The sequence below is a fragment of the uncultured Veillonella sp. genome, from assembly GCF_963551295.1.
GTDB lineage: Bacteria > Bacillota > Negativicutes > Veillonellales > Veillonellaceae > Veillonella.
Genome location: NZ_CAUVFT010000018.1, coordinates 23,801 through 45,175 on the forward strand (window position 1 = coordinate 23,801; position 21,375 = coordinate 45,175).

Here is a 21,375-nt window from a genome sequence, read left to right on the forward strand (position 1 = left end):
TAGACATGTATGTATTATTGAAAGCTTTTAAAACAATATAAAATGAAATACTTTATCGTAATGGTCGCTTGTTTTACAACTTATAGTAGGTTCTTTCATACATACACATGAAATATATAAATTATTACTATATATATAGTTATATCACAATAAGGATTATTAGGATAGCTTATGCTAGGTGCTAGCTATATAGGAATAATATTGTATAATGAGGGTATACGAATAACGAATGACAATTATCTAAATTCTATAGATCTTAGAAGGTTGGTGAACCAATGCAACATGAAAGCCGCAATATTAGCATGCTTATGGATTTTTATGAGATGACTATGGCACATGGCTACTTTACAAAATTAAAAAATGTGGATCGCGTCGCATTTGATGTTTTCTTTAGACGTAATCCAGACAAGGGCGGTTTTGCTATTTTTGGTGGTCTCGAACAAATCGTTGAGTACATTTTAAATCTACACTTTGATGAAAGTGATATCTCTTATTTACGGAGTCAGGGTATTTTTAGTGAAGAATTTTTAGCATATCTAAAAGATTTCTCTTTTACCGGTGATGTATATGCCTTTCCAGAAGGTTCTATCATCTATCCTAATGAACCTGTTATTACAATTGTGGCACCTCTCATAGATGCACAAATCATAGAAACTGCAGTGCTTACTATGATGAACCATCAATCTCTTATTGCCACAAAAGCTAATCGCATTGTTCGCGCTGCGGATGGTCGTATTGTGGCTGACTTTGGTGCTCGCCGTGCACATAATGTAGACGCTGCCGTATATGGCGCAAGAGCCGCTTATATTGGCGGTGTTCAGTCTACTGCAACGGTTTTAGCGGGTCAACAATTTGGTATTCCTGTCAGTGGGACCATGGCACACAGCTGGGTTATGTACTATGGCTCTGAATATGATGCTTTCAAAGCCTATGCCGAAGTGTATCCAGATAATGCAGTATTCCTCGTTGATACTTATGATGTGTTAAATTCTGGCGTGCCTAATGCTATTAAGGTAGCAAAGGATGTATTGGAGCCAATGGGTAAACGCTTAAAAGGAATTCGCCTAGATTCTGGTGACCTTGCGTATTTGGCTAAAAAAGCACGGCGCATGCTAGATGATGCAGGTTTAGAGGATTGTAAAATCATGGCATCTAATAGTCTAGATGAGTATACAATCACTTCTTTGCTAATACAAGGTGGGCCTATTGATATTTTTGGTGTAGGGGAACGCCTCATTACCTCTAAAAGTGACCCCGTATTTGGTGCGGTATATAAGATTGCTAGCATCGAGAAAGATGGTATGTGGGAACCGCGTATCAAGATTTCTGAAAGTGTTGAAAAAATTACTAATCCAGGTTTAAAAAAGGTATATCGTGTTTATAATGATAAAGGTCGTGCGATTGCAGATCTATTAACATTGTTGCGAGAGGTACCCGATACAGAGGAACCATATCGTTATATCGATCCTGAGCAACCTTGGCGTGAATTATATTTTGAAAACTGTACCTTTAAAGAAATGAAACAACTCGTTATCAAGGATGGTAAACTTGTTGTAAATCTGCCAACCTTAGAGGAAATTCGAGAATATGTACAGAAACAATTATCTAATGAAATTTGGCCCGAAGAACAACGCTTTGAAAATCCACATCGTCATTATCTTGATATGAGCCCTAGCTACTATCAATTGAAGATGGATTTATTGAACCGTATTTATCGAAAAAAATAGGAGGGGCTATGTTAGAAAATCCACAATCTACAAAGAATGCCCTTATTCAATGGATTAGAGATTATTTTAGTCAAAACGGTCCTAACTGTAGTGCTGTAGTCGGTATTTCAGGTGGTAAGGATTCTACTATCGTGGCAGCTCTTTGCAAAGAAGCTCTTGGTGCAGATCGCGTAGTTGGTGTTCTTATGCCAAATGGAGTGCAATCCGATATTGATGATGCTCAGGCAGTGGTGAATCATTTAGGAATTCCTCACATGACAGTTAACATTGGTGCTGCCTATGAGGCGCTAACTCATGCTATCGTTCAAGCTAAGGGATATGATGTTGTAACGGGGAGAACTGATTTAGCCAAGGATGCAATTATCAATACACCGCCTCGACTTCGAATGACAACGCTCTATGCAGTAGGGCAAAATTTACCAAATGGTGCTCGTATAGCAAATACTTGTAATGGATCTGAAGACTACGTAGGATACTCTACAAAATACGGAGATAGTGCAGGTGATTTTAGCCCTCTCGCACAACTAGTAGTAGAAGAAGTTCGTCAAATAGGAAAACTTCTTGATATTCCATTGCACCTAGTTGATAAGGTGCCAAGTGATGGTCTCAGTGGTCAGTCCGATGAGGATAAGTTAGGATTTACCTATGCTGTATTGGATCATTATATTAGAACTGGGGAAATTGAAGATCAGATAACAAAAGAGCGAATCGACTATCTGAATCGAATTAATAAGCATAAATTAGAGTTGATGCCATCATTTGACCCAAAGCTTTAATTGATAAGGCGGAAATCTCGATTTATAGAGATGAATCCATGAATCTATAGGGGCGAAGCCATAAAATAAGATAAAATAATTTTTTAGAACATAATAAGGCTGGCCATTATTGACCAGCCTTATTGAATCGTACTTAGTTTAAATTTAATAACAATAATTATTTTATAGTTTTATAGTGGAGGTAATATGGATACAAAAATCGCTTTGATTGGTACTGGAGGAACTATTGCAGGAAAAGGTACTTCAAATACTGATTTAACAGGCTATACGGCAGGGGTGTTAGGACTTGACGAAATCTTAGTCTCCGTACCTGGTACAAAACCGTATGGTCCTTATACATATACTCAGTTTAGTAATATTGAAAGCTCCGATATTACCGTAAATCACTGGTTAGAACTTTCTAAGTTGGTGCAAAAATTGGTTAATCGAGATGATATCGGTGGTGTTGTTATTACTCATGGCACAGATAGCATGGAGGAGACGGCATATTTTCTGAATCTGACAGTTCATACAGACAAGCCAATTGTTATTACTGGATCTATGAGACCCGCAGGTGCTATTAGTGCAGATGGGCCAATTAATTTATTGCAAGCTATCCAAGTAGCGAGAACACCATCGTCTGTAGGTAAAGGTGTGATAGTCGTATTAAATGGCTACATTGATGGGGCAAGGGATGTATCTAAATGCAACACTACTAATGTAGCGACTTTTGATAGTCCATTAGTGGGGCATCTTGGTATTGTACAAGATGGTGTTGCCCACTATTATAAAGTGTCTACTCGACGTCATACTCAAGACTCTGTATTTGATGTGAGTAAATTGTCTGAGTTACCTCGTGTAGTTATAATGACCTGCTATGGTGGTATGGATGATATGGTGCCTATGAGTGTAGTTGCTACAAATCCTGACGGTTTAATCTTAACAGGTCTTGGTCATGGTACAATCCCACAAAACGTACGTCAAATCACACAGAATACAAAGTTTCCAACGGTACGTGCTTCTCGTACCGGTAGTGGTATGGTATCTGCAGTGCCACAAGATGCACTGGCAAACTATCTAGTATGTGATACTTTAAGTCCACAAAAAGCGCGTATTTTATTGATGCTAGGGCTTACAAAAACTAAAAATCTTAAAAAGTTACAACAATTCTTCTATGATTATTAAAAGCACATAATATTCATGGAACATAATGATTCTTTGATCTAATAATTAATTTAATAAAAAGTTGAGAAAATATCTCAAAATTTAATTTGATATTCATTTTCAAGAATTATACTACATGTAACAGTTTTATATGCAATAAACCGCACATTCCGATCGCCTAGGATGTGCGGTTTTTCATTTATATTATATTTTTCATATATGAGTGGGGTGTTGAATGATAATTTGGGGGCATTCTAGATGTTTTTGGATATCACAAGATAGGATTATTCAGCTCCAATAGCATTTTCTAGTGCTCTTTGTACGCCTACATAGACGGCCTTGGCTAAAGTGTCTCCAAATAGTGAGAAGGAGCCAGCATCGGTTAAGATATCTCCATTTGTATCGATGGTGAGAACGATACCATCTGTAGAGGTACCTGTGGCAGATGTTTTGCGTTCTTTCGTAATTGCGTCAGGAATATCTTCATTAATAAACGGATGGAGACGTACGCTTTCAACATTCCAATCTTGTAGGGCTGCGGTTTTAGCCTCGGTAATCGTCATGATAGCTTTTACCATAGCGCTATCTGTTAAAGCTTTATTTGTAAATACGAGGATATTAATTGTGCCTGGTACTATGAAGTCTCCATCACGCTCTTCATAACAATAACCTGTACCTGCGCGATGTGCCGTTTTTTCATAGCCTGCAGTCACGATAGTTTCTACGATAGTATCATGTTCTTCGACTTTGGCATAGGCGTGTAGATGCATTGTGGCAGACGTGAGGAGGGCTGTACTAAAATGAACAGGTGTATCAATGTGCTCAAATTCTTGAGCTAAATAATCGGCTACAGAGCCACCGGGTAAATCTTTTTCTGTTTCGATTTGATATGTTAGCTGCTGGTTGCGTACCGCTAGAGTATGGTGATAGCCACCATTTAATTGTCCGCTCGAAAGAGAATAGTGGATATCGTCAAAGTGTATCGTGACGGAGTGTAACTCTCTAGTTACATAGCCTCCAGTAGCGAGTTCTTGGGGTGCTTCGTATAGATTTTTGAACATGTAAGTCTCCCTAGTTTTTGATTGTTATATATAGAATATAACGATATAATAACTTTATTATGTTGTTGTAAAATACACTTATTAAATTATAGCATATATGTTTATGGTACCTATATTTATAGATGTTCTTAATCTATATATAGTTATATTAATGGAGGTTTAAAATGGGCGATGTATTTTATGCCGCTTCAGAAATACTGTTTAAAGATGCTAATGTATTAGTTCATATTCGCGATTGGTTCTTTTCACAAGCTGGTAATATATTATTGGCTCTTATTATATTTTGGGTAGGGCGTTATGCTATTTCATGGGTGAAAACCTTTGCTGTACGTATTATGACTAAGGCTTCTTATGACTCTGCAGCGATGAGTTTTATCACTCAGATTATTAATTATGCCCTACTTGTAGGGTTAATATTGATTTGCTTAAATCAAATTGGTGTGCCTACGACTTCCTTTGTAGCTGCTTTTGGTGCCTTTGGTTTAGGTATTGGGTTAGCCTTACAAAGTAACTTATCTAACTTGGCATCAGGATTATTAATTCTTATATTTAAGCCTTTTAGAGCAGGTCATGTTATTCAAGTTGGAGATACTGTAGGTAGTGTTAAATCAATTCAATTTATGTATACTGTTATCACTACTAAAGATCAAAAGAATGTATACATACCCAATTCCCTCCTTACATCTCAAGCTGTAACTAATATAGCCTATACAACTGAAAGGGTTATCCCATTTGTGTTTGATATTGGCTATAATAATGATCATCATGAAGCAATAAAAATCTTAAAAAAAATTTTTGCTGCTGATAAACGTGTCCTCAATCCCAAGAATATGGAAATTGGTATCTCTGAATTTGGAGATAATTCTGTACGCATCGCTGCTTATGCCCGTGTTAAGTCTAAAGACTTCCTAGATGTCCAGTACAGTATCATGTCTGATGTGAAAGATGCCTTTGATAAATACGGTATTGATATTCCATATCCTCAACGTGTGGTATATATCCAAAATGTAGATACATCGACTGGTGAAATTAAAGGGACAAAGAAAAAAGCGACTGCTACAAATGCAGTAATAGAAGATAATCTTGAAAGTCAAGATACTGAAAGGTAGAAAGAGAGAGATGACATTTTTAACAACGAATATTTATATAGTTTGTAAGCGACTAGCATTGGTCATGGCGTTTATGGCTACCGTATTTGCAAGTTATGGTATTGCTCATGCTAAATACTTTGCTCCGCCATCTACTGTTGGTGAGGCCGTGGTCCTCATTGATGCGGACACAAAAGAAATTTTATTTGCAAAGAATCCAGATAAGTGGATGCATCCAGCTAGTACTACGAAAATGGTTACCTTGTTAACTGCTTTAGAACTAAAGGGCACACAGCTTGATGAATTAGCTACGATAAGTAGCTATGCAACGCGCATGGAAGAATCAAACCTTGGAGTTCGCGTAGGGGATCAGATTACATTGGAAGGTGTTCTTGAAGGTATGATGGTTGCTAGTGGTAATGATGCGGCCGTTGTAGTAGCCGAAAATGTAAGTGGTTCTGTAGATAAATTTGCTAAGGATATGACTCGCATTGCTGCAAAAGCGGGTGCAAAGAATAGTGTGTTCTTGAACCCTCATGGATTAACACAAAAGGGTCACCATTCTACGGCTCGTGATTTAGCGATGATTGCAGCGTACGGCATGAAATACCAAATGTTCCGTGACAAGGTTGCTAATGATTATTACAAGGTGCCGTATCAAAACCGTGCACCAGAAACAATTCGTACTACAAACCATTTTATTCGCAATAAATATCCAGGTGCAAATGGCTTGAAAACAGGTTTTACAAATGCAGCAGGAGAATGTTTGATTGCGTCTGCCACACGGAAGGGCCATACTATGATTGTAGTTATGCTTAATGATGATAATCGTTGGGAAGAAGCTGTACAATTCCTTGATTATGGATTTAAACTCCGTGGGGTAATTTAAGGACCTATTGTGTAATGGGGGACATATGAGTTCATTTTTTGCATTTTTAAAACGCATGCGCTTTATCAATCGATGGAGCCTCATGCGAAATACGGAAATAGAAAATATTCAAGAACATAGCCTTGAAGTGGCTATGGTAGCGCACAACTTAGGGGCCATAAAAAATGAATACTTCGGTGGGAATGTAGATATCAATAAGGTAGCTGTCATAGCTATGTATCATGAGGTGAGCGAAATCTTTACAGGAGATATGCCGACACCAATCAAGTATTTTGATCCAAAGTTGCGGGAACTGTATGGTGAGGTTGAAACTTTGGCGCAAGAAAAAATGCTATCAACCTTGCCAGACCGGTTACAATCTGTTTATAAGCCTATACTTGTTGATGCAGAGGCTAGTCCAGAATGGCCTCTCGTTAAGGCTGCCGATATAATTTCAGCCTATATGAAATGCGTCAAAGAGCTCAAGGCAGGAAATGATGAGTTTAAAGAGGCACATGACTCTATCTTAGCTAAGTTGAAAAATCTAAATATGCCTGAGGTAGATATGTTTCTTGAAATATATATCCCTGCTCTTGGTAAGAGTTTGGATGAGTTGAACTATTATGAAATTAAATAATTACTAAAAGAGATGACTTCTTGAACTGCACCCCCAAAATTGGACACAATTTTGAGGGTGTAGTTCATTTTGGCCGTCTCTTTTTGATTCTAAAAATTTGTAGATTATGTTGCTAATGCTTTATCAAATTTTTGTTAGTTTGTTTAATAATAATTATTATAAGCGTATTTGTTAATTATTATCCCTTATTGAATATTATAGTTTACTTTTCCTATCTATAATCTCTTGATTTCTCATTAGTATTTTTTTACCTCGCCACGAGAAGGCTCGACGGCCGTATTTTGCTTTGAATTCTTTGTTCGTTAGTGCTTCTAGTTCGTCTATATTGACATACGGCTCTATCTGTTGAAATTCAGGGATAGGCGTAGTTGGAATATCTTTATTGTGAGGACACACCTCTTGGCATACATCACAACCAAATACGAGTGGAGTTTTAGCGAGGATATTTTCCTCTTCATCAGTGAGCTCTCCTTTTTTCTGCGTCAAGAAGCTTTTACAAGTGTCGTATTTAAAATCGTCATGGCCTAAACATTGACCTAAGCACGCTGTAATACAACGATTGCATCCCATGCAGGACTGCTCAAGGGGGGCATTTGGCTCGAGCTCTAGTGTTGTTAAAATTGTGCCAATAACGACATAAGATCCCCACTTAGGACTGATAAAACAGTTGTTCTTTCCATAAAAGCCGAGACCTGCCAAGTAGGCCATGTACCGATCGGCTAAAGGAGAGGTATCGCAATGAATGGAGAACTGAGCCGAGTCATCAATTATTTGTAATCTTTCAATAAGACGTTCTAAATATTCATTAATGATTAGGTGATAATCTGTAGACCATGTATAGCGAGATAGATTGGATTGGTCTTTGTGTTCTACATGGTATGGAAATAGACAAACGATGGCACTTTTCGGTATAAATTGCTTCGTTCCTAGTAGCCTTGCTTCTACATCTGCCGTAGTGAAGGGGCATGGGTTGCTTTCAAATAAAATAGTTCTGGCTTGTTCAGGCAGTGGCCATGAGGCAATTCCAAATTCATAAATATGTAATTCTTTGCAAATTCCCTGTAAATTTATATCTTTCATCGTAGATTTAGTGGTAAATAATTGGTAAAATAAAAGTATAAGAAATGCGTGAGATTCTATAGATCTTTATTATGTTTGTAGTTTGGTGATAACTGTATTTTTATAGTTAGCACCGTAATTCTGTTAGTATTAGTATACCATTGAGAGGACAGATTATGTTAGCATTTATGAAAGTATTACAACCGAAGACGGTGGAAGAGGCTTATGAATTAGCCACAAAGAACAAAACTGCTCCTATGCTAGCGGGAGGCTGTTGGCTGCGTCTAGGACGACGTACTTGGCCATCAGTGATTGATATGGCAGGCCTTGATTTGCGTTATGTTCGTGAAGAAGATAAGGAGTTTGTAATTGGCGCTATGGCGACACAAGGAGATGTGGAACGTTTTCAGCCATTACAACAATTCTGTGGCGGAGCCGTAGTTAAAGGCGTTAAGGAGATCCTTGGTGTTCAATTTAGAAATACTGCTACCATGGGCGGTTCTGTAGCAAGTAAATTTGGCTTCTCAGATATCATTCCTGCTTTATTGGCAGTACATGCAGACATCGTAACCTTTAAAGGTGGTCGTATGTCCATGCAAGACTATATGAAATATAGAGAACGTGATATTCTCGTGGAAATTCGCATCCCTAAAGTAGATGTACCTGTAGCTGTTGAAGCTCTTCGCATCTCTCGTGGCGACTTCCCATTATTAACAGGTGCTCTTCGCCATGACGAAAAAGGCGTTGAATTATACATCGGCACAAGACCTGGTACACCTCAATTAGCAGAAAAAGCAAGTGCTTTACTTTCAGAAAAAGGATTGTCTGCAGCAAAAGAAGCAGGTCAATTGGCATCTGAAGAGCTAGTTTATCAATCTAATTCCCATGCGTCCAAAGAATACCGCATGGAGATGGTAAAAGCAATGGTTCAACGCTTAGCTAAGGAGGTGGCACAATAATGGAACTCGTACTTAATATTAATAATAAAAATGTAACGGTTAATGTGCCAACTGATGAAATGTTGTTAGACACATTGCGTAACCTTGGTTATTATAGCGTACGTTGTGGCTGTGATACAACAAACTGTGGTCTTTGTACTGTATGGGTAGATGATGAAATCATCTTGTCTTGTGCGTATCCTTCCTTCCGTGCACCAGGTCATAAGATTACTACATTAGAAGGCTTACAAGAGGAAGCTGAATTATTGGCAGACTGTATCGCTAGTGAGGGTGGTGACCAATGTGGTTTCTGTACGACTGGCATGATGATGAGTGCTATCAATTTGAAACGTAAAAATCCAAAGGCTAGCGATGATGAAATTCGGGAGTACCTCATTGGTAACCTATGCCGTTGTACTGGCTATGAAGCACAACTTCGAGGGGTTCGTAAATTCTTAGAAGGAGGCCTATAATGAAAAAGCACATTGGTAAATCTTATGACAAAGTTGACTACAAAGGTATTTTGACGGGTAAGCCGTCTTATACAGGCGATTTTGTTCCTAAAGATGCACTCGTTATTAAGGTTCTTCGTAGCCCTCATGCCCAAGCGCGCATCAAATCTATTGATACATCTAAAGCTAAATTGATCCCTGGCATAGAAGCTATTTTTACTTATGAAGATGTGCCTAATACGCGATTCACATTGGCTGGTCAAACATATCCAGAGCCATCCGCTTATGATGCGCTTATCTTAGATCCTGTAGTTCGCTACGTTGGTGATGAAGTAGCTCTTGTAGTAGCTAAAGATGAGGCTACCGCATTAAAAGCTATGCCACTTATCAAGGTTGAGTACGAAGTACAAAAACCTGTGCTTGATATGCATACAGCTATCGATCATGAAACTATAGTGCATCCTGAAGACGATATTCACAACAATATCCCTGTAGGTCAAGATTACAAACGCAATATTTGCGTATCTTACCATAAGCGCGTGGGCGATATTGAAGCGGAACTTGCTAAATGTGATTACGTGGCAGAAGGTACATACTTTGACCAGGCCACACGCCAAACAGCGATGGAACCATTCCAAAGCTTTGGATATATAGATGCGCTAGGTCGTGTAGTTATTGTATCCTCTACGCAAATCGTATTCCATGTACGCCGTCACATCGCTCGTGCACTCGGTATTCCGGCTACAAAAGTCCGTGTAATTAAGCCTCGTATTGGTGGTGGCTTCGGTTCTAAACAAACAGCTTGTACAGAAATTATGACAGCTTTCGTAGCGTGGACATTGAAAAAACCTTGTTATCTTTTATACGATCGTACAGAAGCACAAACTTGCTCCACTACACGTCATGCTCGTGAATGGAAAATCCGTGTAGGTGCTACAAAAGATGGCATTATTAAAGTTATTGATATGGACTCCATCACAGCCGCTGGGGCACATGCAACTCATTGCTTCACTACTACTACGGCTGGTGAACATAAATCTGTGCCTTTGTACAACAAAGCTACTGCTGTTCATTATGGTACAGAAGGTGTGTATACTAACCAAACTCCGGGTGGTGCTTTCCGTGGGTACGGTGCAACAGAAGCCTTGTGGCCATTAGAATGTGCTGTTAACCAATTGGCTGACAAGATGGGGATTGATCCAGCTGAATTACGTCAGAAGAACTTAATAGCGGAAGGTGAACAAAGCTTAGTATATGCTCCAGATGAATATCTTGATTCTGGTCTTTTCCAAGATACTGTAAATCGTGTAAAAGAAATGGCTCGTTGGGATGAACGCCCTCATTCTTGGGACATCGATGAGCGCTATCGCGGTGGACTTGGCATGGCTTTAGCATTACAAGGCTCTGGTGTCGCAAATATCGACGTAGCATCTGTTGAAATCCGACTTGGTGACGATGGCAATTATACATTGTATACTGGATCTTCTGATATGGGCATGGGGTCTAATACCGTATTAACTCAAATGGCCTGTGAAGTAATAGGTTGTCCTATGGAATATATGACTGTTATTGAATCAGATACAGATATCGTACCATTCGATCCAGGCTCCTACGCATCTAGTACAACCTATGTAACGGGGACTGCTGCTAAGATGGCTGCAGAAGAGTTACGCACTAAGATTATTGCTAAATTTGCTCAATTCTTTGAAACCGACGTTGAGAATGTTGACTTTGACGGCGTTGTAGCTACCACGAAAGACGGCTCCAAAACAATGGATATCCATCAATTGGCACCAAAATTATTAGTTGGTGCTAATGCGGAGCAATTGTCTGGTTTCGCTACATGGGGCAGTCATACGTCTCCACCTCCATTTATGGCATCTATTGCTGAGGTAAAGGTAGATAAACAAACAGGTAAGGTTATCCCTCTTCATTTCTATTCTTGTGTTGATTGCGGTACTGTTATCAACTCTAAATTGGCTCGCGTTCAAGTTGAGGGTGGTGTGGTACAAGCTATCGGGATGGCTTTATATGAAGATGTACGCTATTCCAACAATGGTCGTTTGGAAACAAATAATCTTATGACTTATAAAATCCCAACCCGTCAGGATATTGGTGAATTACATACAGACTTTGTAGAATCTTACGAGCCTACAGGTGGCTTCGGCGCTAAATCTATTGGTGAGGTTGTCATCAATACGGGGTGCCCTGCTATCCAACATGCCATTAAAAATGCAGTTGGTGCGGATATTCGTACATTACCTATGACACCTGAGAAGGTATTTATGGCTATGGACGAGAAATATAAAGTATAGAGATTTCTAGTTCCTTTTACTTTCTAAGGAGGCCTGGTTCTATGACATCACAAACATCCTATTGGAATCGATTGATTCAGCCGGGAATCGTTGCCCTTGTTGGGGCAGGCGGTAAAACGACTGTGCTTTCAAAACTAGTAGAATATGGACGGCTGAAAGGTCAGCCAATCGTAGTTACGACTACAACTCGACTCTATGAATCTCAGGTGGCTCATTATGAACCGATTTATACTCGTAATATTAATGAAGCTGATGAGTATTGTACTGACCGACTTTTACGTGGCTATTGTGGTGCGTGGTTCGCTGGAATTACAGGAACAAAAGTAGACTCCTTAGATTGTGATCTTATCGATGGTTTAGCCAAGTTACATCCAAATTGGCAAATTGTTGTAGAAGCAGATGGGGCGAAGGAAAAATGGCTCAAGGCGCCTAAGACGACTGAGCCTGTCATTCCATCTCTTACAAAGACTACGATTGGTCTTGTCAATCTACAAATGCTAGGGGCCCCATTAGATGATGAGCACGTACATAATATTGAGCTCGTTCAAGATATCGTAAAACGCGATATGGGGGCTATTGTAACTCCGCGTATGTTGGCTGATCTTGTTTTGCATAAACAAGGTTTATTCCAATACAGTAAAGGCAAGAAAATACTGTTCTGTACTGGTTATGAAACAGTGCAACATCGCATTATCGATGATTTTATTGATCATATTGTTGATAGCGATATTACGGCTATCATTTTGGCTGATGGATATAAAGCAAGTTGTGAAATCCGTCGCATTATTCAATGTCGGTAGGTACTCATGACTATTATGAAAGCAAATTGTGACACTGCTTTTAGTCCCATGAAAGACCCCATAGACCGTCATCCTTTGCATATTGGGATTGTCCTCCTTGTGGGAGGACAATCCAAGCGCATGGGATGTAATAAGCAACTCTTGCCCTGGCGTGGTAAGACTGTTCTAGATGCGGTCTGTGGGGCTCTTCAATGTGGATGGGGTGGACAGGTAGTTTCTGCTGCGTCGTGTAAACTACCTTTTGTGGCGGTTACTGGTGATGATCATGAGAAACTAGAACCTATTGTCACAAGCTATGGTTTTGAAGCCATTCGAAATGACCATCCTGAACTAGGGCAAGGAGTATCCATAGCGTTGGGAGTACATCATTTGGTGAATACGTCGCCCATACCGCTAGACGGTATTCTCTGTTCAGTAGGGGATCAACCACTTCTGACGAGTGCTGTTGTACATGAGGTCATTAGTGCATTTAGTGATAACTTTCATCCGAAAACTATCGTCGTTCCACATTATGGGGCGAATTATCACTCGGGGAATCCTGTTATTTTTGGTTCTCATTGGTTTGATTTTTTACAGCAGATTCAAGGGGATCAAGGCGGTAAGACCATTATTCGTGGTGATGGTAAAGCCCATGTCGTGAAATTATGGATTAGTGATGATATTGGCGACGATATAGATACACCCGATGATTTTGAGCGTTTGAAACATCGTGAAAGTGAGGCATTATGAAACCATTGGTACTCATGCGTGGAGGCGGAGACATCGCTTCCGGCGCTGTATATAGATTGAGACGGGCGGGCTATCCCGTTGTAATTAGTGAAATAGCGATTCCTACCATGATTCGCCGCGAAGTATGTTACGGTAACGCGGTTCATCGTGGAGAAATGATTTTGGAACGTTTTGTTGCTCGCCATGTGTCTATTGGTGAAGTGAAGGATACATTGGCAAAGGAAATCATTCCCGTTGTTACTAGCTCATATGAGGAATTATTGGACACTTTAAAACCAGAGATTGTAGTCGATGCTATTTTGAGTAAAAAGAATCTTGGAACAAAACGAGATGATGCAGAGCTCGTTATAGGTGTTGGCCCTGGATTTACTGCTGGAGAAGATGTAGATGTGGTCATTGAAACGATGCGTGGTCATTCATTAGGTCGCTGTATCTATGATGGGCCGGCTCAACCTAATACAGGTATCCCTGGAAATGTAGGTGGCTACACTCATGAGCGCGTTATCCATTCTCCAAAGGCTGGACTATTTACAGCAAAACGGCATATTGGGGATTCTGTACAAGCCAATGAGGTGATTGGTTATGTCGATGAAGAACCAGTCCGAGCTAAAATTACAGGCATTCTACGAGGAATTTTAAAAAGTGGGCTCATCGTATCAGATCATTTTAAGTTGGCTGATGTGGATGCTCGTTGTGAAGAGTCTCATTGTTATAGTATTTCAGATAAATCTCTAGCTGTTGGTGGTGGCGTTTTAGAGGCTGTTACCGCTTGGGATTATGAAAGGAATCTAGATGGAAACAATTTATGATGTGATGAAAAATCGTCTACAGGTTACTGAAACTACCGTGATGGTTACAGTTCTATCCGGTCCTCGTCAAGGGGATAAGACTATTTATGCTGAAGATGGAAGTGTTCTATACGGAACTCCTATTGAAGGATTTACTGTAGATAAAGCAAAGCTAAATTCTCTCTGCATGGTAGGCGAAATGGAGTGTTTCGTACAACCTGTAGAAAATGATCCGTCAGTTCTCGTATTAGGCGCAGGTCATGTTAGCCGAGCTATTACTGATTTGCTGTTATTTATTGGCTGTCGTGTTACAGTCGTAGATGACCGTCCAGAATATGTAGTTCCTGAATTCTTTGATGAACGTGTTACACGTAAGTGCTTACCTTTAGAAAACTTCAAGAACGATTTACCTCTTGATGAATATAATGGCTTTATCATTGTGACGCGTGCTCATGAGTACGATAATATATGTTTAGAACAATTACGAGGGTACTTGCCTACCTATATGGGCGTTATGGGCAGCCAAAAACGCATTCATCACGCCTTTGAAGTGTTGCGTGAGCAGGGGTGGACTCAAGATGAGTTAGATATGGTATATGCACCTATTGGGCTAGATTTAGGAGCTCAAACTCCTGAGGAAATTGCATTATCTATCGTTAGTGAATATTTGGCAGTGGTACGTGGTAAAAAAGGCGGCTCATTGCGGAAAGGTAGAGTGCTCCATGAATCGTGAGTTTATTGAATATCTTAGTGAACGTAAAAATGAAACCTTAGCAGTAGCCACTATTTTATATACTCGTGGATCCACACCTCGTAAAGCTGGTACATCTATGGTTGTATTTCCTGATGGATCTATTTTTGGCACTATTGGCGGCGGTCGTGCAGAAAATGAAATCCGCCTAAGTGCTGTGGACTCTTTGAATAAAAAAGAAGCTCACCGTCGTATTGATGTTCTCCTTGATGATGACGTAGCTGTTAAAGAAGGCATGGTTTGTGGGGGACAAATGGATGTATGGATTGAAACACAAAACATCTAATAAAATCTCATTCAGCGTTTGTTTATAAATTTACAGTACTCTCAAAATGAGTTAAAATATAAGGTACAGTCAAAGAATTGATTGTACCTTATTATTTTGTATAAGGAGCTATTTTTATGCATATTGACGCACTTATACATACCTTTAGGCTTCTTGATATCGTTGATATCATAATCGTTGCCATTGGTATTTACTATTTATATAAATTGCTTAAAGATACGCGGGCCGTTTCTCTTTTGAAAGGTCTCGTTATGTTGGCAATTTTAAATTTATTGAGTCATCTGTTACATCTATACGTTATCAACTGGATTTTGCAACAAAGTATGACCGTTCTTCTTTTTGCGTTACCGGTTGTATTCCAACCAGAATTGCGTCGTGCCCTAGAACAATTGGGGCGTGGACGAATTTTTAGCAAGGCACAAAATGTAAACGAAGAAGAGATGGATATGGCCATTAATGAAGTGATGGCTGCGGCTCGCGTTATGTCTCGCGAACATACGGGGGCACTTATCGTTTTTGAACGTGAAGTAGGTCTCAATGATTTTGTAGATACAGGTATTCTTATTGATGCTGTATTGAGTCGCGAGTTGATTAAAAATATCTTCGTTCCCAGTACACCTCTTCATGACGGGGCTCTCATCATTCGTGATGGGCGAATTCGTGCAGCAGGCTGCTTGTTACCGTTGACTGAGGACCGCACATTGAGTACTGAACTAGGTACACGTCACCGTGCAGCTATTGGCTTGTCTGAGCAAACTGATGCTGTTGTAGTCGTTGTCAGTGAGGAAACAGGGACCATTTCTTATACGTATGGCGGTCATATTTATCGCCATTTACCAGAGGATCAAATTAAAGAGGCATTGCGCACCTTTATGGAACGCCCTCGTCAAACCATTACTAGTATGTGGAAATGGAGGGCAAATAAATGATGATTCATTTGAAACGCAATTGGCCTGCTAAATTATTATCCTTGTTAGCGGCTATCGTTATGTGGTTCTTTATTATGCGCGATCAGAACCCTGTGATGGAAGTAACCTATACAATACCTGTACAGGTTCAAAATCTCAATTCTGGCTATATTATAGAAGACGCACCAGATGTGGTCCGTGTTGTACTAGCTGGTCCACGTGATACCATTATGTCTATGAAATCAGATAATTTACGGGCTTATATTGATGCATCCGGTGTAAAACCAGGTCAAAATAATGTAACTATTAATTTTACTCCTCCTGCAGGGATGAATCTTGTGGAGGTTAAACCAGATACCATCACTATCAATGTTGACGAATATGCGGAGAAAAAGATTCCTGTTGAAATTGTTCCAATCGGTAAATTCTCAGATGATATTGCCATGAAGTCTATCACGATTGTACCAAAAGAGGTAACTGTTTCTGGACGCAAACAACAAGTTAACGCAGTGAATAAGGTTGTCATGAAAGTTAATGTGGCTGGTCAAACGAAGAACTTTAGCGCTGTTAGTACTTTAGAAGCTTGGGATACGGCAGGTAATGTACTGGATGTACATATTAATCCAAACCAAGGTCAAGCACAATATGAACTTAACTTATTACGTAAAGAAAAGGCAGTTCCTATTACTGTTCCGACTGTTGGTACAGTAGCAGAAGGCTATGAAGTTAAATCTACGTCGGCTACACCAACGCAACTAACGGTTACCGGTCGTGAAGAAATGATTGATTCCGTTACAGAAATACAAACAGAACCTATCGATGTATCGGGTGCTACCGAAACTGTACAGGGAAACTATAATTTAGTGTTACCAAATGGTGTTAATAGCAATACCACAACGGTACGGGTGAAAGTAGAAATACAAAAGAAAGTACTTAATGGATGATAAGTTTTTTGTGAGGCTTTAAAATCTTGCGACGAAGACCCTAATAGAGTGAATATTTCTCTATTAGGGCCTTTTTATGATTTATATATTAGCTTTTATGGTAGTGTTGTATAATAAAGATGTATGACTATTTTCTTACAGATCAAGTGGTAAAGAATTTTGGTCAAAGATTAAAGAAGTAGGCTCGCCTAAAAGGGAGGCTTTAATAGGAAAAATATGATTAGAATAATAAATCTCCGCGTGGCTGTTACGGTTAAGTCGGATATAAAAAGTATTGTAGAAAAGAAATATCCCCCGTTACGTGGTGCTATCGAAACGATTCATGTTGTTCGACGTGCCGTAGATGCTCGTAAGAAGCCAAACATTGTTTTTGTATATACCCTATTCATTGAGGTTCATAATGAAGCTCAAGTCATGAAGAAGCTTGGTAAAGAAAAGGATGTATCTGTATTTGCTGCAGAAGATCCAGAACCTATTATTTGGGGGTCTGTACCATTAGCACATCGTCCTGTTGTTGTGGGCTTTGGCCCTGCGGGGATGCTTGCAGCCTTTTACTTAGCTCGTGAAGGCTATCGCCCTATCGTACTTGAACGCGGTCAAGATGTAGATACACGTAGTCATGATGTAGAAACATTTTGGAAAAAGGGCGTATTTAAACCTGAATCCAACGTACAATTTGGGGAAGGTGGCGCAGGAACTTTTTCCGATGGTAAGTTGACAACTCGTATTACCCATCCGCGTTTACATGAGATATCTAAATACTTTGTTGAGTTTGGTGCGCCTGAAGAAATATTATATAAACATAAACCTCACGTAGGTACAGATAAATTGCGTACTATGGTAAAAGCCATGCGTGAGCGCATCATCGAATGGGGTGGTGAAGTCCGTTTTGGTTCTAAGGTAACGGATTTGTTTATTGAAAATGACCGTATCGTAGGCGTTGAAGTTAATGGTAGTGAGCGTATTGATACGACTGTTGTTTTGTCTGGTGTAGGCCATAGTGCGCGTGACACATACGAAATGCTTTATAAACGCAATGTGGAAATGACGGCAAAACCATTTGCTATCGGTGTTCGTATTGAACATAATCAGGCTGTAATTGATGAGTCCCAATATGGTGTAGAACCATCTAGCTTGGGCCTCGGTGCAGCAGAATATTCTCTCGTATACCACGATAAAGAATCAGGCCGTACTGCATATAGCTTCTGTATGTGCCCAGGAGGTCAAGTAGTAGCATCTGCCTCTGAAGAAGGTGGCGTTGTCGTAAATGGCATGAGCTTATACGCTCGGAACAGCGGTGTTGCTAATAGTGCTATCGTGGTTAACGTGGGTCCAGATGACTTTGGTACTCATCCATTAGATGGCGTTGCATTCCAACGAGAATGGGAACGAAAGGCTTATGAGTTGGGCGGATCTAATTTCCATGCACCTGCACAAACAGTAGGGCAGTTTTTAGGGCTTTCACAAGCACCTAGTGTACAAAATAGTATATATAGCTACGAGCCAGGTGTCGTGAATTGCGATTTACATGATTGCTTGCCACCGTTCGTCACATCCGTATTAGAGCGAGCTTTGCCATACTGGGGCCGTCGTATCAGTGGATTCGATAATCCTGCGGTGTGTATGACAGGCGTTGAAACGCGCACCTCTGCACCGCTTCGTATGGGACGCAATGAAGAACGCATTTCTCCTACTGTAGGAGGTTTCTATCCTATGGGTGAAGGGGCTGGCTATGCAGGGGGTATTATGAGTGCTGCCCTTGATGGCGCGGAAACAGCCATTTTATGTATGGCAAAATACGCTAAACCTAATTAGTGGGGAATTATACTGATGAATTGAATTACAGTATAGATTCATACTATTTATGTAATATAGATGTGACTTTATAGTAGGTATGCTTTCTATATTGTGATATAATACACAACAGTAATTATTGAAATGATACACACGGTAGATATATAGACTTGTGAAACTTTCACAAATCCTTAGAGGAGGATAATTATGGCTCGTTTATTTGGTACAGATGGTGTACGTGGTGTTGTTAATGAGTTTTTAACGCCAGAATTAGCCTATCATTTAGGTCGTGCGGCAGGAACTCATTTTGGTAAGGAAAAGGAACATCCTATGTTCTTGATTGGGCGCGATACGCGAATTTCTGGTTCTATGCTTGAAAGTGCATTAGCAGCGGGCATTTGTTCTGTTGGCGGTAATGTAGTGATTGCAGGCGTTATCCCAACTCCAGCAGTAGCGTACCTTGTACGTCAACAAGGGTTTGATGCGGGTGCTGTTATTTCTGCATCTCACAATCCATATCCAGATAATGGCATTAAATTCTTTGATAGCAATGGCTATAAATTACCTGATGAAGTGGAAGATGAATTGGAAAAATATGTTCGTCAAAGTGCAGATAATGAATTAGCACGTCCTACAGGGGATGGTATAGGTAAAATTGAGTTTAATAGTAACTTGGCTCATTTATATGCTCACTTTGTACGTCACACAATCGATACGTCCCTTGAAGGGTTGACTATCGTTTATGATGGTGCCAATGGTGCCGCGTCTAGTGTAGGTCCAGAAATTTTGTCTGGACTAGGGGCTAAAGTCATCAATATTAATGTGAATCCAGATGGCTTGAATATCAATCATCACTGTGGTTCTACGCATATTGAAGGATTGCAAGTAGCTGTGCAACAACATAATGCAGACCTTGGTATTGCTAATGATGGCGATGCTGACCGCTGTTTATTGGTTGATGAAAAAGGTCAAGTCCTCGATGGCGATCAAATTATGTTGTTATGCGCTCTTAAGTTGAAAGAAGAAGGCAAACTTAAAGGTGATACCATAGTTGGTACCGTTATGAGTAATATCGGATTCCATAAAGCAGCAGAAGAACTTGGTATGAAAACGGTTTCCACTGCTGTTGGTGATCGGTATGTATTGGAATACATGCGTGAACATAATCTTTCCGTTGGTGGTGAACAATCTGGTCACGTAATCTTCTTAGATCACAACACCACTGGTGACGGTATGTTGACAGCTGTTCAAGTGGCGGCTCTTATGAAGGAGAAAAAGCAACCTCTTTCCGAGTTGGCCGGCATTATGACAAAATATCCACAAGTGCTTTTGAACGTTCGCGTTGCTACAAAAACTGGCTGGGAAGACAATGACCTTATCAAAGCTGCTATCGTAACAGCTGAAGGAGAGCTCGGTGACGAAGGTCGCGTCTTAGTACGTGCATCCGGGACAGAACCACTCATTCGTGTCATGGCTGAAGGACCTAACCAAGAAGAACTACAATCCCTGTGCCAAGAAATCGCTGATATTATCGGTAGAGAACAAGGGTTGGCTGAATAATCATAATGAATAACCTTTTTGTTTTGGGTTATTCTAAGCTTAGGGGGTGACATTATGAAAACAATAGGCTTAATTGGGGGAATGAGCTGGGAAAGTACGATTACGTATTACCAAGTTTTGAATGAAACTATTAAGCAAGTTTTGGGCGGCTTACATTCGGCAAAATGTATTTTATATAGCGTTGATTTTGAAGAAATAGAAAAGTGCCAGGCAAATGGCGATTGGGATAGAAGCGCTGAAATTTTATCCGATGCGGCTCAATCTCTTGAAAAGGCTGGTGCTGATTATATTGTTATATGCACGAATACAATGCATAAAGTAGCGGATGAAATAGAAAGACATATTCACATACCTCTTCTTCATATTGCGGAAATGACTGCAGTAGAGTTAGAAAAATCAGGTATTACAAAGGTAGGTCTACTCGGTACCAAGTACACGATGCAACAAGATTTTTATAAATGTATCTTGGAAAATCGGGGGATTCATGTTGTTATCCCTAACGAAGATCAAGTTGAACTTGTGAATGATATTATATACAATGAATTGTGTTTAGGTGTTATTTCTAATGAATCTAAACAACAATACTTAGATATTATTGGTGATTTGGTAAAATCTGGTGTACAAGGTGTTATTTTAGGCTGTACTGAAATCGGGTTACTTGTTAAACAGGATGATACGGATATACCGTTATTTGATACTACATTGATACATGCAAAAAATGCGGCGTTGATTTCTATTGGTAGAGCATAAT

At 39.8% G+C, this 21,375-nt stretch carries 21 protein-coding genes; 19 read left to right on the forward strand and 2 right to left on the reverse strand.

Annotated elements, in window-relative coordinates; all coding sequences use genetic code 11:
* Nucleotides 1-275: 275 nt before the first annotated feature.
* From RYO55_RS06280 to RYO55_RS06290, 3 genes are all read left to right on the forward strand, one after another.
* Nucleotides 276-1,727, forward strand: a complete 1,452-nt coding sequence (locus tag RYO55_RS06280) for a nicotinate phosphoribosyltransferase (protein WP_278466967.1) — start codon at nucleotides 276-278, stop codon at nucleotides 1,725-1,727.
* Nucleotides 1,728-1,735: 8 nt separating this feature from the next.
* The gene (gene nadE / locus RYO55_RS06285; protein ID WP_314984677.1) at nucleotides 1,736-2,503 is read left to right on the forward strand and encodes an NAD(+) synthase; all 768 of its coding nucleotides are present in this window, start codon (nucleotides 1,736-1,738) and stop codon (nucleotides 2,501-2,503) included.
* Nucleotides 2,504-2,689: 186 nt separating this feature from the next.
* Nucleotides 2,690-3,667 (forward strand): asparaginase, encoded by a 978-nt coding sequence (locus RYO55_RS06290; protein ID WP_314984679.1) that lies wholly within the window; start codon nucleotides 2,690-2,692, stop codon nucleotides 3,665-3,667.
* Nucleotides 3,668-3,930: 263 nt separating this feature from the next.
* On the opposite strand, the gene RYO55_RS06295 is transcribed toward RYO55_RS06290, so the two are convergent.
* Nucleotides 3,931-4,707: an adenosylcobinamide amidohydrolase gene (locus tag RYO55_RS06295; protein WP_295816279.1), complete on the reverse strand. Its 777-nt coding sequence runs from the start codon at nucleotides 4,705-4,707 to the stop codon at nucleotides 3,931-3,933.
* 164 nt (nucleotides 4,708-4,871) lie between these two features.
* On the opposite strand from RYO55_RS06295, the gene RYO55_RS06300 reads away from it, so the two are divergent.
* From RYO55_RS06300 to yfbR, 3 genes are read left to right on the forward strand one after another with little or no spacing between them, the layout of a single operon-like run.
* On the forward strand, nucleotides 4,872-5,816 hold the full coding sequence (locus RYO55_RS06300; RefSeq protein ID WP_314984681.1) for a mechanosensitive ion channel family protein: 945 nt from the start codon (nucleotides 4,872-4,874) through the stop codon (nucleotides 5,814-5,816).
* A 10-nt stretch (nucleotides 5,817-5,826) separates the two neighbouring features.
* Nucleotides 5,827-6,684, forward strand: coding sequence for a D-alanyl-D-alanine carboxypeptidase family protein (locus RYO55_RS06305; RefSeq protein WP_314984683.1), 858 nt, complete (start codon nucleotides 5,827-5,829; stop codon nucleotides 6,682-6,684).
* 25 nt (nucleotides 6,685-6,709) lie between these two features.
* Nucleotides 6,710-7,300 carry a 5'-deoxynucleotidase gene (gene yfbR, locus RYO55_RS06310; protein WP_042466674.1) on the forward strand — a complete coding sequence of 197 codons (591 nt, stop codon included), beginning with the start codon at nucleotides 6,710-6,712 and terminating at the stop codon, nucleotides 7,298-7,300.
* A 195-nt stretch (nucleotides 7,301-7,495) separates the two neighbouring features.
* Here yfbR and RYO55_RS06315 read toward each other — a convergent pair whose 3' ends face one another.
* Nucleotides 7,496-8,380 carry a QueG-associated DUF1730 domain-containing protein gene (locus RYO55_RS06315; RefSeq protein ID WP_314984685.1) on the reverse strand — a complete coding sequence of 295 codons (885 nt, stop codon included), beginning with the start codon at nucleotides 8,378-8,380 and terminating at the stop codon, nucleotides 7,496-7,498.
* Nucleotides 8,381-8,535: 155 nt separating this feature from the next.
* Here RYO55_RS06315 and RYO55_RS06320 point away from each other — a divergent pair, with 155 nt between their 5' ends.
* The 13 genes from RYO55_RS06320 to RYO55_RS06380 all read left to right on the forward strand — a co-directional run bounded on the left by RYO55_RS06320 (nucleotide 8,536) and on the right by RYO55_RS06380 (nucleotide 21,374).
* Nucleotides 8,536-9,318 carry an FAD binding domain-containing protein gene (locus RYO55_RS06320; protein WP_314984686.1) on the forward strand — a complete coding sequence of 261 codons (783 nt, stop codon included), beginning with the start codon at nucleotides 8,536-8,538 and terminating at the stop codon, nucleotides 9,316-9,318.
* Complete coding sequence (locus RYO55_RS06325) at nucleotides 9,318-9,770, forward strand: (2Fe-2S)-binding protein (RefSeq protein ID WP_298713533.1); 453 nt, start codon at nucleotides 9,318-9,320, stop codon at nucleotides 9,768-9,770. The genes RYO55_RS06320 and RYO55_RS06325 overlap by 1 nt, the downstream gene beginning before the upstream one ends.
* Nucleotides 9,770-12,064, forward strand: coding sequence for a molybdopterin cofactor-binding domain-containing protein (locus RYO55_RS06330; RefSeq protein WP_314984688.1), 2,295 nt, complete (start codon nucleotides 9,770-9,772; stop codon nucleotides 12,062-12,064). The genes RYO55_RS06325 and RYO55_RS06330 overlap by 1 nt, the downstream gene beginning before the upstream one ends.
* 41 nt (nucleotides 12,065-12,105) lie before the next feature.
* The gene (yqeC, locus tag RYO55_RS06335) at nucleotides 12,106-12,864 is read left to right on the forward strand and encodes a selenium cofactor biosynthesis protein YqeC (RefSeq protein ID WP_012863861.1); all 759 of its coding nucleotides are present in this window, start codon (nucleotides 12,106-12,108) and stop codon (nucleotides 12,862-12,864) included.
* 6 nt (nucleotides 12,865-12,870) lie between these two features.
* Nucleotides 12,871-13,593, forward strand: a complete 723-nt coding sequence (locus RYO55_RS06340; protein WP_295816263.1) for a nucleotidyltransferase family protein — start codon at nucleotides 12,871-12,873, stop codon at nucleotides 13,591-13,593.
* On the forward strand, nucleotides 13,590-14,402 hold the full coding sequence (yqeB, locus tag RYO55_RS06345) for a selenium-dependent molybdenum cofactor biosynthesis protein YqeB (RefSeq protein WP_314984690.1): 813 nt from the start codon (nucleotides 13,590-13,592) through the stop codon (nucleotides 14,400-14,402). Before RYO55_RS06340 ends, yqeB begins: the two co-directional genes overlap by 4 nt.
* Entirely contained in the window at nucleotides 14,386-15,114 is a 729-nt protein-coding gene (locus RYO55_RS06350; protein ID WP_314984691.1) for an XdhC family protein, read from the forward strand. The genes yqeB and RYO55_RS06350 overlap by 17 nt, the downstream gene beginning before the upstream one ends.
* Nucleotides 15,104-15,418 (forward strand): XdhC family protein, encoded by a 315-nt coding sequence (locus tag RYO55_RS06355; protein ID WP_012863865.1) that lies wholly within the window; start codon nucleotides 15,104-15,106, stop codon nucleotides 15,416-15,418. Before RYO55_RS06350 ends, RYO55_RS06355 begins: the two co-directional genes overlap by 11 nt.
* 116 nt (nucleotides 15,419-15,534) lie before the next feature.
* Nucleotides 15,535-16,347 (forward strand): diadenylate cyclase CdaA, encoded by an 813-nt coding sequence (gene cdaA, locus RYO55_RS06360; protein WP_215676287.1) that lies wholly within the window; start codon nucleotides 15,535-15,537, stop codon nucleotides 16,345-16,347.
* Nucleotides 16,344-17,270, forward strand: coding sequence for a YbbR-like domain-containing protein (locus RYO55_RS06365; protein WP_302498623.1), 927 nt, complete (start codon nucleotides 16,344-16,346; stop codon nucleotides 17,268-17,270). The genes cdaA and RYO55_RS06365 overlap by 4 nt, the downstream gene beginning before the upstream one ends.
* 216 nt (nucleotides 17,271-17,486) lie before the next feature.
* Nucleotides 17,487-19,085: an FAD-dependent protein gene (locus RYO55_RS06370; RefSeq protein ID WP_314984694.1), complete on the forward strand. Its 1,599-nt coding sequence runs from the start codon at nucleotides 17,487-17,489 to the stop codon at nucleotides 19,083-19,085.
* 186 nt (nucleotides 19,086-19,271) lie between these two features.
* The gene (glmM, locus tag RYO55_RS06375; RefSeq protein ID WP_314984695.1) at nucleotides 19,272-20,624 is read left to right on the forward strand and encodes a phosphoglucosamine mutase; all 1,353 of its coding nucleotides are present in this window, start codon (nucleotides 19,272-19,274) and stop codon (nucleotides 20,622-20,624) included.
* Nucleotides 20,625-20,678: 54 nt separating this feature from the next.
* Nucleotides 20,679-21,374, forward strand: coding sequence for an aspartate/glutamate racemase family protein (locus tag RYO55_RS06380; protein ID WP_308521417.1), 696 nt, complete (start codon nucleotides 20,679-20,681; stop codon nucleotides 21,372-21,374).
* The last annotated feature ends 1 nt before the right edge of the window (nucleotide 21,375 follow it).

Bases quoted from the DNA above. Each gene is read 5' to 3' on its own strand.
- RYO55_RS06280 (WP_278466967.1), top strand. From the start codon at position 276: ATGCAACATGAAAGCCGCAATATTAGCATGCTTATGGATTTTTATGAG.
- nadE (WP_314984677.1), top strand. From the start codon at position 1,736: ATGTTAGAAAATCCACAATCTACAAAGAATGCCCTTATTCAATGGATT.
- RYO55_RS06290 (WP_314984679.1), top strand. From the start codon at position 2,690: ATGGATACAAAAATCGCTTTGATTGGTACTGGAGGAACTATTGCAGGA.
- RYO55_RS06295 (WP_295816279.1), bottom strand. From the start codon at position 4,707: ATGTTCAAAAATCTATACGAAGCACCCCAAGAACTCGCTACTGGAGGC.
- RYO55_RS06300 (WP_314984681.1), top strand. From the start codon at position 4,872: ATGGGCGATGTATTTTATGCCGCTTCAGAAATACTGTTTAAAGATGCT.
- RYO55_RS06305 (WP_314984683.1), top strand. From the start codon at position 5,827: ATGACATTTTTAACAACGAATATTTATATAGTTTGTAAGCGACTAGCA.
- yfbR (WP_042466674.1), top strand. From the start codon at position 6,710: ATGAGTTCATTTTTTGCATTTTTAAAACGCATGCGCTTTATCAATCGA.
- RYO55_RS06315 (WP_314984685.1), bottom strand. From the start codon at position 8,380: ATGAAAGATATAAATTTACAGGGAATTTGCAAAGAATTACATATTTAT.
- RYO55_RS06320 (WP_314984686.1), top strand. From the start codon at position 8,536: ATGTTAGCATTTATGAAAGTATTACAACCGAAGACGGTGGAAGAGGCT.
- RYO55_RS06325 (WP_298713533.1), top strand. From the start codon at position 9,318: ATGGAACTCGTACTTAATATTAATAATAAAAATGTAACGGTTAATGTG.
- RYO55_RS06330 (WP_314984688.1), top strand. From the start codon at position 9,770: ATGAAAAAGCACATTGGTAAATCTTATGACAAAGTTGACTACAAAGGT.
- yqeC (WP_012863861.1), top strand. From the start codon at position 12,106: ATGACATCACAAACATCCTATTGGAATCGATTGATTCAGCCGGGAATC.
- RYO55_RS06340 (WP_295816263.1), top strand. From the start codon at position 12,871: ATGACTATTATGAAAGCAAATTGTGACACTGCTTTTAGTCCCATGAAA.
- yqeB (WP_314984690.1), top strand. From the start codon at position 13,590: ATGAAACCATTGGTACTCATGCGTGGAGGCGGAGACATCGCTTCCGGC.
- RYO55_RS06350 (WP_314984691.1), top strand. From the start codon at position 14,386: ATGGAAACAATTTATGATGTGATGAAAAATCGTCTACAGGTTACTGAA.
- RYO55_RS06355 (WP_012863865.1), top strand. From the start codon at position 15,104: ATGAATCGTGAGTTTATTGAATATCTTAGTGAACGTAAAAATGAAACC.
- cdaA (WP_215676287.1), top strand. From the start codon at position 15,535: ATGCATATTGACGCACTTATACATACCTTTAGGCTTCTTGATATCGTT.
- RYO55_RS06365 (WP_302498623.1), top strand. From the start codon at position 16,344: ATGATGATTCATTTGAAACGCAATTGGCCTGCTAAATTATTATCCTTG.
- RYO55_RS06370 (WP_314984694.1), top strand. From the start codon at position 17,487: ATGATTAGAATAATAAATCTCCGCGTGGCTGTTACGGTTAAGTCGGAT.
- glmM (WP_314984695.1), top strand. From the start codon at position 19,272: ATGGCTCGTTTATTTGGTACAGATGGTGTACGTGGTGTTGTTAATGAG.
- RYO55_RS06380 (WP_308521417.1), top strand. From the start codon at position 20,679: ATGAAAACAATAGGCTTAATTGGGGGAATGAGCTGGGAAAGTACGATT.